This is a genomic window from Bradyrhizobium sp. SHOUNA76 (genome assembly GCF_023006445.1).
Lineage (GTDB): Bacteria > Pseudomonadota > Alphaproteobacteria > Rhizobiales > Xanthobacteraceae > Bradyrhizobium.
The window spans coordinates 20,715-30,486 of the sequence record NZ_JALBHA010000034.1 but is presented as its reverse complement, the minus strand read 5'-3'; the positions used below and the strand labels follow the sequence as shown (position 1 = coordinate 30,486).

The following is a 9,772-nucleotide window of genomic DNA, read 5'->3' as shown; positions in this document are numbered from 1 at the left end:
CGTCGCCGAGCTGTCCTGGGACATCCAGCGCTACCGCATGTTGCGGCATAAATTGCTCGAGACCTATCGCCAAAAGGCGGTTGAGGCGGCGCTGCGGCGCATCGACATGGTCGGAATTGATCCCGAGTTCGAAGCGGAGGCCGAAACCTACACGCTACAAAATGCCCTGAGCTGGCGGTGTGATCCCGTCGCTGCGTCTGAGATCGAGGCGCGCCTCGCGACCTACGGCTTCGACCAACACGCCATCAGCACCGAAGTCTACGTTCAGGCGCGCGAGGTCTTGGTCTTGTTCGAGGGGCTGCTCAACGCCGCACAAACCAAGCGCATGCTGCTCCTTCGCGAGATCAGGAATCAGCGCTTCCTCAATGGACCGCTGCGCCAATCGCGTTGAAGAATCGCTTGGCCATGGAGCACGTGCCCCCTATTCAGACTTACGCTCAAGGACAATTTCAGTCGGATCGCACTTTGAACAGCGCCGAACCCGTGTGAGACCGGATTCTTCGCAATGCCCGTGTCGGAATTGTCCCATGACTGCCCTTCGCTCACAGGACTGCGATGTTAGCTTTCGGAAGTGAGACAGCGCAATTCGAAATAGCCAAGGGCAGCCTTTCACCGGTCCGTCTAATTCGTCTTCCCTACAACCATAAGAAGCGTCAGCCAGCTTCCGCCCAGGTGTGTTTTCGAGCGCTGGCCCAGCATTCATCGCGTCCCTGAGGGAAGGGCTCTAATGGTCCGTGACCGTCATTTGCGTTCGCAGGACTGCGAACAGTCGGCTACGCCACAGACTAACTTTCCAAATATCGATGGCGAAGTCGTTCCTATCAGGACTTGTGGTTAGCCCGGGGCCGGCCTCAGGCCGCGATCGCGGCGATCAGCGCCCACGGCCGCCAACGATGCTTCGCCTCCGGCAGAGATCGAGGGGGTTTGCGCCTGGTCTCGAGTGCGCCTTTAAGCGTGCTGGAACAGGGCGAGTCGAGTTGCCGCAGACGAAATTGCAGGACTGTTTGATTTCTGTTGCGATGAATATCAGCTGGATGTATTTAATAATTAAATCTTGGATTAAATCCTGGCGCTCCATTCCGAAAACGCTAACCAAGCGCGGTGACGAATGAGCGCCACCCAACCGCGCGCCATGTTCACTAAAAGCGAGCCGGCGGCGAACGCCGCAAAAGCTCCGACGTCGTCCAGCAAGGAGGCCAAAATGGGCTTAAAGGAATCCCTGGTTCTAGCAAGCGCACTGCTCGTCTGTTTACCGGCCACCCCTGCGCCAGCGGCTATCGCTGACGCCTCGTACACCTTCGCTATTAACCCCGACATCCAGCGCGGTTCTCAGTTGGCACTTGTGATCGCACCACTCGGGCAAGCGAAGCACGACGGAGACGCCGTTGAGCTGGTGGGCGGCCATGGCGGCAGATGGAATCAAGGAGGCGGCGGCTGGCATGCCGGGATGCACGGCGGCGGCGGAGGTGGCAGACGTGGAATGATGGGCCACGGCTTCAACAACATGCAGGGACGTGGCGGAGGCGGCGGCTGGCATGCCGGGATGCACGGAGCGGGCGGCGGTGGAGCGGGGCACCGCTAGAATGCAAATCCGTTAGGACGTATGTGGCGCGCCTCGCAACGATGCGAGATGCGGGGTGGGCTCGTTGCCGCCCAAGATGACGGATGCCGAGGATGTCAGGACGCTGCCCCCCGGCAAAATTGTCTCGTCGCACGAATTCCATGCTGAGCAGGGGATTTAAATGCGATCTTACAGCGTAATCGAAAGTCTCTTCTTGGCTCTCCTGCTACCGACCACTCGCAAGATGATTTTGAGCTGCGTCTTGATAGGGTCGGCATCGTCTGCCACCGCCCTCACGATGGAAGCGGCGATCGGGAGTTGTCGGATAAAGGTCGGTCGGCCGATCGTTCAGGCCTGCATGCAAGCCGGCGGCGATTTCGGCGGCTGTCGTGCCCGGGCAACCCCACCGGTCCGCGCCTGTGTAATGGCGGCTCTGAAATCCGCCAACGGACGTGCGAACGTCGCGATCGAGGTTCCAGCCGAGGTGGCGCCCAAACTCGCGCCGGGAGCCCCGCTTCCCGCCGGCTTCATTGCACCGCCGCGCACGATTTCGGACATCACGGCGATCCTCGACAGTGAAAAGCCAGATCTGAAAGCCATCGAGAAGTTGAGGTCCGCGGCTGAGGCATTGCCAACGGGCAAGGAATCCCCGCAAAAGCTGGCGCAATTCTATTTCGATCGTGGCAACGCACGGGCGCAACTAGGACGGCTGGACCCATCGATTGCGGATGCGAACAAGGCCGTTGAAGCAGGTCGAGCGGCTTCCGACCCGAGCATGATGGGGCGCCTGATGCAGTTTGCGGGGCAGCAATATCTGGCAGCCGGCGAACCCAGAAAAGCGCTTGAGATCTACCAGCGTCAACTCCGTGACATCGCGAACGCGGCTGGCGGCAAGGGCTACCAATTCAACGCAAATCGGCAGGTTGCCGGCATTCTGATCCAAATGGGCGACATCGCACAGGCCGAAGCTTATCTGCGGCGAAGTCTGAGTGCGATCCAGGAGGCGAGGACGAGCGGCCATCCCGCCTGGCGAACTGCCTATGCCAGATTTGGTCAGTCCTGGGAGGCTGAGGTGGAATTTACTCGCGCCATGATTTATGAGGCGCGAGGGCAATTCAGCGAGGCGGAAGCCTCTTATCGCACGACAGAGCAGCGCAAGCGCGCCAGCATCAAGGAACTTCTGGCCTCACCCAACCCGCCATCCGCATCAACGCTGCTGTGGTCGATCGACACCACCGTGCTGAACCTGGCTCGAACGGAGGCGCGCCAGGGAAAACTGGCGGAAGCGGAGGTCGACGCGCGCCGTGCTCTCCTTTCTCGCTTGAAGGACGTGGGGAAATTCAACCCGGCTACGCCGCGCTTCATTGTGGGTCTCGCCGGCATGCTCGTTGAGCAAGGCCGCTATCAAGAGGCTACGCAATTGGTGCAGGCCGCGTTGGAAGTCAATCAAGCCCTGGGACTTGCGGAAGACTCACAGCCAACCGTGCAATTCCTCGCGCAACTTGCGGGCATCCTGACGCTCCAGCGCAAGGGCGTGGAGGCAAACGGGATCTATACACGGATCGACAAGGCCATCGTCAATTGGGAGCCGCAGCGCCGCCAGGCGTTCGAGCTCAATCCCTCGCGCATCCTTTCGCTGTATGCGTCCGGTCAGGTCGACGCGGGCATCAGCGCCGCCGAGCAGTTGCTGCAGAAGCAGATCAGCCGTGTCGGCGAAAGCCATTTCGACGTGGCTTCGGTGCGTGGCACGCTGGCGGTCGGACTGATGCGTGCCCATCGCGATGCGGAGGCGATCCGCGAATTCAAAGCTGCGATCCCCGTCATGATGGCGAACACACGCGAGAACGCCGATGAGGAAAACACGACTGTCACAGCCGCTCGCGTCCAGAGGCTGCAAATGACCGTGGAGAGCTATTTTGCCCTGCTCGCTCGTGCACCGCGACCGGCAGACGAAGTCGGCGAGGAAACTTTCAGCCTTGCTGATGCGATCAGGGCTCGCTCGGTCCAGCAGGCACTGGCCGCGTCCAGCGCCCGCGCGGCCGCAAAAGACCCAATCCTCGCTGAGCTCGTGCGCAAGGAGCAGGACCTCACGAAGCAGGTCAATGCCCAGCTTGGGCTCTTGAACAATGTGCTCGCAATCCCGACGTCGGAGCGCGATGAAAAGGGCATGCAGCAGATCCAGGCCGCGATTGCGACATTGCGCGTCGAGCGCGATAAGGCACGGCTGGAGATCAAGCAGAAGTTCCCGGCCTATGCTGATCTCGTCTCACCGAAGCCGCCGAGCCTGGCGGAAGTTCGGTCGACGCTTGCTGAAGGCGAAGCCATACTGTCCGTCTACTTCGGCCAATACGGTAGCTTCGTCTGGGCCATTCCGAAATCGGGCCCTCTCGCCTTTGCCGTAGTGAAAGCCGGCATTGGTGATGTTGAAAGGAAGATCCGCAAGCTGCGCGAGGCGCTTGAGCCGCAGGCGGCGATGATTTCCGACATCCCGCCGTTCGACCTGAAGCTTGCTTATGAACTCTATGAGCTTCTGCTCAAGCCGGTGGAGAGCGGCTGGAAGCCCGCCAAGAATCTGATTGTTATCACCAACGGTGCGCTCGGCCTGTTGCCATTGTCACTGTTGCCGACCGCGCCAGCTGAGATTGCACCCGAGGACGATCCGTTGTTTGCGGGATACCGACACGTGGCGTGGCTTGCCCGCACTCACGCCGTTTCAGCTGTCCCGTCTGCAGCGGCCTTGCGCACGCTGCGCCAATTGCCGCCGGGCAAGGCGGGTCGAAGCGAATTGGTGGCGTTCGGCGACCCGTATTTCAATATGGATCAGCTCGCGGAGGCAGAAGCTGGTCAGGTCAACGTTCAGGTGGCTGATCCTACCGCGAGTCTCACCCGCGGCGTGCCGCTGAAGCGCCGCAATAGCCCGAATCTCGATGGCGTCGACAGTGCGGAATTGGGTCTGCTCCCTCGCCTGCCGGATACCGCTGAGGAGCTGAAGTCGATCGCGCTGGCGCTGCAGGCAGATCCATCGAAGGCGCTGTTTCTGGGCAAGGATGCGACCGAAGGCGTGATCAAGAAGCTGAATCTCTCCGGATTCAAGATTCTGGCTTTCGCGACACACGGACTTGTTCCGGGGGAGCTCAATGGTCTGACTCAGCCCGCGCTCGCGCTGTCCTCGCCCGCAGTCACCGGTGAGGCCGGTGATGGGCTTCTGACGATGGAGGAGATCCTGGGCCTCAAGCTCGATGCCGATTGGGTTATCTTGTCCGCTTGCAATACCGGTGCCGGCGCGGGAGCCGGAGCAGAAGCCGCCTCGGGGCTCGGTCGCGCCTTCTTCTATGCTGGGACCCGTGCGCTGCTCGTCACGAACTGGTCGGTGCATTCGCAATCCGCGCGGCAACTGATCACCGACCTGTTCAGGCGCCAGGCTGACGATTCAACGCTGGGGCGCAGCGAAGCTCTGCGCCAAGCCATGATGGCTCTGGTGGATGGGCCCGGTTATCTCGGCAGTGAAGGCAAAGCGGAATTCGCATATGCACATCCGCTATTTTGGGCGCCGTACACGATCATTGGCGACGGCGGCGTGCGGCAACCGGGCGCCGGAGGGAAGGATTGAGCGGCGAGGTAACAAGGCAGGCCATGAACAAGATGTGGGTAGGCGCTTTTGCCGTCAGCCTTCTGATCCCGGGGGTGGCACACGCGACGCAACTCATCACGGAGGAGGAAGCAAGGCTACCGCCGCCAATAGGTGCCATTGCCGCAGATCGTCGTGGAATTCTGCGCGGCCCCAGGGTGGAAGTGGTCTTACCGGGAGAGACCGTTCACTCGCCGTTGCGGCTTCAACTGAAGTTCGAAGCCTTTGGCGGTGCCAAGATTGATCCGGAATCGGTCAAGGTCATCTATCTTCGTACCCCGAATGTCGATCTCACTTCGCGGGCCAAGCCGTTCATCCGACGTGACGGCATCAATATCCTGGATGCGGAACTGCCGGCGGGCGAATACACGCTGAGAGTGGACGTGAAGGACACCGACGGTCGGCCGGCCAGCACAATCTTCACCCTTAAGGTGGAGCCGTAGTATGCCAATGAGCTGTCTCTATTGCCGATCGGAAAACGCCGAGGGAGCACTGGTTTGCGCAGCCCGTTCGCGCGACATTGCCATACCGGCCACGCTGATCGACGAGTTCGATGATCTCGTTCGAAAACGCGATTCTCTGTGGGATCAATTGCGGAACGCACGAGCCGAGCTCGAGATGATCAGGAATCCCACGAAACCGACGCTCACCGATGGAATGTCCGTTCTGCGCCGAAACGATTAAGGATGAGGCGATCGTCTGCAAGCATTGCTCGCACGAGCTGCGGGTGGTGCGTCCGATGCTGGCGAGATCGATGATATCGTTGGCCAACTCGATGGCTTGAGGCGTGAGCTCGACCAGGTCAACGCCAGTCTCGAGCGACATCGGCATCCGCTGCGGTATTTCGAGCTATGCAGTGCCGTATGTGCTCATTCCATCGCTGCTTCTGGTCATCGCGTACAGTCTCGTTACGAACGTATCCAACATCTCGCCGCTTCCACTGCGGCTCGCTTCCGTTGTGATCCCGCTGCTGTTTGGCTTTGCCGCCTATCGCGTGCACAAGGTGTCGGCGAATGGCGCCTTTGTCTTGGCGTTCTGCACGGTTTTTGATGCCGGGACCGTTGTCCTTGCCGAAATCGGCAATCGTTTTGTGATCGGGCGCCAGCCGGGCGAGCAGCCACATCACTTCGACGTTGCGGCCAGCTTCACGCTCGAGCCGGCGGCTCGAATGAACACGGTTGGGATAGCCGTAAATGTAGAGCCCTAAGAGCGCAGCCGGATGATACGACGGCCTACCGGTCCCGGCAGGCTCAACGCCACCGAACCCAAGTTCTGCCAGATCAAGGGCCGCAACGAAGGCGGCGGCTGCTTCCGGTCTACCCCTATGGCCGACCACCCGGGATGCTGCCTAGACTTCGCATTCGGGACAGCAGGCGACATTCGCAAAAATTTAAAGAGCCGCCAACTGAGGCGGCCTTACCTCAGGGAAAAAACGCCGCTCGCTTAATCTGTGTCGCGGGCAGCGGCTTCCCAGGCCCGGGTGGATTTGCAAAACCCCGGTGCGGCACGAATTGCATAGTCCTATCGTGGAGTCTGAGCAAAATTGCTCACCTTTGCTCCGGTGACCGACGCTACAGAGTTGCCGCAAGAACCGCACCTGATGATCTGCGATCGATGCCGCATGCCCGCTGCACAGGCTGCAATATCGTCATTTCACTGCCCTGGTGAGCTTGTGACACCTCCGATCCAACTAAAAAGGGCGAACGGATCCATCTGAGAACTTCCCGCTAACAAGCACCGTCAGCCAGAAAGAGAACTCTCGAACCAAATTCAAAGTGTTGGTCAATATTGACCAGGACCGACGCCATGAGTTGAGCCAGACTGGGTCTATCGCCGTTCCGAGAGGCAGTTATCGGCGACGGAGAGATCAGTATGCTCCCGCCTAACTTCGGGGAAAGCAGATGTCATCTGTCCAGCCAAACCCGCTATACAACAGCGCCGAGTTCGGAATTCATCCGTGTTTGAGGTGCGGCAAGGCTATGCGGCTCGTTTGCATTGAGCCTGACCAGCCTGGTCACGAAGTCCGCATCTTCGAGTGTTCGGAATGCAAAACGACCGGCAAGTTCAAAGCCGTGATATAGTTGTCGACGTCGGAGATAAGCCGAGTCCCAACGCTCGCTTCGCCGAGGCGCGAAATGGCGCTCCGATGAACAGGGCGAAGGGCCCTTCGTCTGCTGATTATTGGCCCCGCCTCTGGGCGAAAGGCCAAAGCGGATGTGCATGAGGCCTAAAATCGGCATGGCCGGCAGGACCACCAATACACCGTTTGACCCGAGAGACTTTCTCGCCAACGTGGGCGAGGGGAAGAACATAGGCGAACACGATCTTCTACATCCAGAAGGGGCGGGTGAAAGGTTGTCGTCATATCAGTTTACCCCACCAGCGAAGTCGCGCTGATCGGCTATACCATGCCGGTGTGGGCTTCGATTGCCGGTCGGCTTTTCGCCGAGCACCGTGTTGCGCACGACGGCGTTGTTCAAGGCGCTCGCCGGGCTCGCGACCATCATGGGCGGCAACGGCATCACTGCGAGCTGGGAAAGCTTCACGGCATCGTGGTGGCCTTGGGCGGCGCGATCGGCTTCGCATTTGGCACCGTCTTCGCCAAGAAACTGCCAATCCAAATGCCACTCTCATCGGCCGCTTGGCAGATCCTGATCGGCTGTCTTCCAATCACGTTGATCGGACTCGCGATCGAGACCCAGCTTGGCTGGAGTCCTGATCGTCTATGTGACGCTGATGCGGCTATGTGAGCTGGTTCGCGGCGCTGGCCCGGCTTCGGGCCTCAATTGCCTCGATCGGCACGATCGGCGTTCCCGTCGTCGGCGTGGTGGCATCCGCTGCGACCCTGCACGAACCGCTCGGCGCGGGCCAAATCGCGGCCCTGATGAGTTCACCGTGCCGTTGTGCCGCATCCATCACCACGAGCTGCACCGGCACGGCAACGAGCGGGCGTGGTGGGCGAACCTGCAGATCGCGCCCTTACCGGTCGCGCTAGACCTGTGGGCCGCGACCCCGGTCTACATTGCGGCCGAGGCCACGGTCAAAGCCGCGCCGCTTGCCGCCAACTTGGATTCGGAGGCCGCCGGATGAACGGTCTGTTCCAAACCACGCGCGAGCTCACCGTCACGGCGCTGCCGGTCGAGTTGGAGGCCTTGGCACCACCGCCCCTGCTGCTGCCGGGCGAACAGCTCGAACACTACCGCGCACTCCGGAACGCGATCTTTGCCGACCTTGCGCCGCAATCCGCCATCGAGTGGTTGCTCGCAATCGATGTCGCCGAGCTGTACTGGGACATCCAGCGCTACCGCATGTTGCGGCATAAATTGCTCGAGACCTATCGCCAAAAGGCGGTGGAGGCGACGTTGCGGCGCATCGACTTGGTCGGGATCGATCCCGAGTTCGAAGCGGAGGCCGAGGCCCACACGCTGCAGAATGCCCTGAGCTGGCGATGTGATCCCATCGCTGCGGCCGAGATCGACGCGCGGCTTGCGACCTATGGCTTTGACCAACACGCCATCACCACCGAAGTCTACGTGCAGGCGCGCGAGGTCCTGGTCCTGTTCGAGGGCCTGCTAAACGCCGCACAAACCAAGCGCATGCTGCTCCTTCGCGAGATCAGGAATCAGCGCTTCGGAGCCGGACCGCTGCGCCGGCTGCGCTGAAACCACAGATCGCGATTCCGACCTTTCCATTCCGGCAGGCGCTCAAGGATAGCATCAGCTTGATCATATCGTTCGCATCGCTGCGCCGTATTATCCTGGCACAACCGAAAGGAAGCGGTTGGCCCTTCGTTCAAATTGGTCACGATCGGAGCGAGGCCAACGAGAGAGCATGGCGCAGCCACAGTTGAGACCGGGCTACATAAGGCGATCGGGGGTCTGCAAGCATTCATCAAGGCCTTCATCGCTGTCGATGAGTACCGTCGCGCTCTAATGGCAAATCGAACCGCGTGAGCGACCTGCGCCCGGCGCGGTCCGTGAAGCAGCGCCTGGCTGAAAATGCTAGCAGATGTTCAAACAGCAGCCTCACTGACTCGGCTGACTTAAAGGTTCGCGGGTGCGATGCCGCAGTCCGGTGTTGCTCCGCAACTCGCTTTCCGGATTCTTCTCCGGCGACTTGCAGGGTGACCGTCCTTGCCGGACCGGGACCTGGTTTCGCAGACTGCGAAACCGACTCGCTCATCGTCGGCTTCTCCATGGTCCGGAAGCAGTCCTGCTGGATCAAGCGTCGCTGGAGTTTAATGTGCCGGACAGCGCTTTTGCGCTCCATGCATTCGCAGACCGACGTGGTAAGGGGCACGATCACGCATCTCGGCTGCTCAAGCGATGTACGTCCGACCGAACCACCTCCGATGATCTCCTCGCTCGCCGCTCAGAGCGAATCGAACTGCGCCAACGCAGGACGGTCGGCCTCCGGCATGTCGGCTGGAGCTGGACAAATCTGGCGCTGCGTCCGAAGTGCGCCAGCAACTTCGTCTCGGTTGGCTTCAGGTAGTGACTTGCGCCGTGAGTGCCCGGGACTTGCCCGCAGCCGACGACAGCTCAGTGATCGCTCTACAACCTCCTCACACTGACCGGAAACGA

Annotated in this window: 6 protein-coding genes and 3 pseudogenes; 7 read left to right on the top strand and 2 right to left on the bottom strand. The window is 60.6% G+C overall.

The genetic code is table 11. The features are described 5' to 3' along the window. From MOV74_RS07485 to MOV74_RS07470, 4 genes are all read left to right on the top strand, one after another. On the top strand, window positions 1-391 hold a 391-nt coding region (locus tag MOV74_RS07485), incomplete at its 5' end, for a hypothetical protein (RefSeq protein WP_246919652.1). Window positions 392-1,108: 717 nt separating this feature from the next. After that, the gene (locus tag MOV74_RS07480; RefSeq protein ID WP_246919649.1) at window positions 1,109-1,582 is read left to right on the top strand and encodes a hypothetical protein; all 474 of its coding nucleotides are present in this window, start codon (window positions 1,109-1,111) and stop codon (window positions 1,580-1,582) included. Window positions 1,583-1,859: 277 nt separating this feature from the next. Next, entirely contained in the window at window positions 1,860-5,171 is a 3,312-nt protein-coding gene (locus MOV74_RS07475) for a CHAT domain-containing protein (RefSeq protein WP_246919645.1), read from the top strand. Between the two features lie 23 nt (window positions 5,172-5,194). Further along, on the top strand, window positions 5,195-5,632 hold the full coding sequence (locus tag MOV74_RS07470; protein WP_246919641.1) for a hypothetical protein: 438 nt from the start codon (window positions 5,195-5,197) through the stop codon (window positions 5,630-5,632). Here MOV74_RS07470 and MOV74_RS07465 read toward each other — a convergent pair. Both MOV74_RS07465 and MOV74_RS07460 read right to left on the bottom strand, forming a co-directional pair. Next, window positions 5,616-6,014: a hypothetical protein gene (locus MOV74_RS07465; protein WP_246919638.1), complete on the bottom strand. Its 399-nt coding sequence runs from the start codon at window positions 6,012-6,014 to the stop codon at window positions 5,616-5,618. The two genes, MOV74_RS07470 and MOV74_RS07465, sit on opposite strands and share 17 nt — an antisense overlap. Before the next feature lie 222 nt (window positions 6,015-6,236). Then, window positions 6,237-6,486, bottom strand: a pseudogene (locus MOV74_RS07460) (transposase); the annotation flags it as partial. A gap of 1,078 nt (window positions 6,487-7,564) precedes the next feature. On the opposite strand from MOV74_RS07460, the pseudogene MOV74_RS40975 reads away from it, so the two are divergent. The 3 genes and pseudogenes from MOV74_RS40975 to MOV74_RS07445 form a co-directional block, all read left to right on the top strand. Beyond that, window positions 7,565-8,076: pseudogene (locus MOV74_RS40975) on the top strand (EamA family transporter); the annotation flags it as partial. Next, window positions 8,073-8,279, top strand: a pseudogene (locus MOV74_RS07450) (single-stranded DNA-binding protein); the annotation flags it as partial. The pseudogenes MOV74_RS40975 and MOV74_RS07450, both read left to right, overlap by 4 nt. Further along, window positions 8,276-8,851: a hypothetical protein gene (locus tag MOV74_RS07445; RefSeq protein WP_246919631.1), complete on the top strand. Its 576-nt coding sequence runs from the start codon at window positions 8,276-8,278 to the stop codon at window positions 8,849-8,851. The pseudogene MOV74_RS07450 and the gene MOV74_RS07445, both read left to right, overlap by 4 nt. Window positions 8,852-9,772: the final 921 nt, after the last annotated feature.

Excerpts from the sequence above, each read along its gene's own strand:
- MOV74_RS07480 (WP_246919649.1), top strand. The coding sequence starts at position 1,109 with ATGAGCGCCACCCAACCGCGCGCCATGTTCACTAAAAGCGAGCCGGCG.
- MOV74_RS07475 (WP_246919645.1), top strand. The coding sequence starts at position 1,860 with ATGGAAGCGGCGATCGGGAGTTGTCGGATAAAGGTCGGTCGGCCGATC.
- MOV74_RS07470 (WP_246919641.1), top strand. The coding sequence starts at position 5,195 with ATGAACAAGATGTGGGTAGGCGCTTTTGCCGTCAGCCTTCTGATCCCG.
- MOV74_RS07465 (WP_246919638.1), bottom strand. The coding sequence starts at position 6,014 with ATGTCGCTCGAGACTGGCGTTGACCTGGTCGAGCTCACGCCTCAAGCC.
- MOV74_RS07445 (WP_246919631.1), top strand. The coding sequence starts at position 8,276 with ATGAACGGTCTGTTCCAAACCACGCGCGAGCTCACCGTCACGGCGCTG.